Raw genomic sequence first — 457 nt, forward strand, 5'->3', positions numbered from 1 at the left:
GCGCACGCAGGCGATCGCGCTGGGCCTCGGCGACCGCTTCGAGGACATCGAGGCGATGTACGCGGCCGCCGACCGGATGCTGGGGCGGCTGGTGAAGGTCACCCCGTCGTCCAAGGTGGTCGGCGACCTCGCCCTGCACCTGGTCGGCGCGGGCGTGGACCCGCGCGAGTTCGAGGAGAAGCCCGACCGCTTCGACATCCCCGACTCGGTCGTCGGCTTCCTGCGCGGCGAGCTGGGCACCCCGCCCGGCGGCTGGCCCGAGCCCTTCCGCACGAAGGCGCTGCGCGGGCGCGCGGAGCCCAAGCCGGCGCCGGAGCTGTCCGCCGAGGACCGGGAGGGCCTGGCCAAGGACCGGCGCCCGACGCTCAACCGGCTGCTGTTCCCCGGCCCGACCCGCGAGTTCGAGACGCACCGACAGTCGTTCGGCGACACCAGCGTCCTGGGCAGCCAGGACTTC

General features: G+C 74.6%; 1 pseudogene. It reads left to right on the plus strand.

Annotated features, from left to right (window positions below):
- Window positions 1-457: pseudogene (locus tag LPA54_RS38320) on the plus strand (pyruvate carboxylase); the annotation flags it as partial.

The organism is Streptomyces sp. DH12 (assembly GCF_020873895.1).
Lineage (GTDB): Bacteria > Actinomycetota > Actinomycetes > Streptomycetales > Streptomycetaceae > Streptomyces.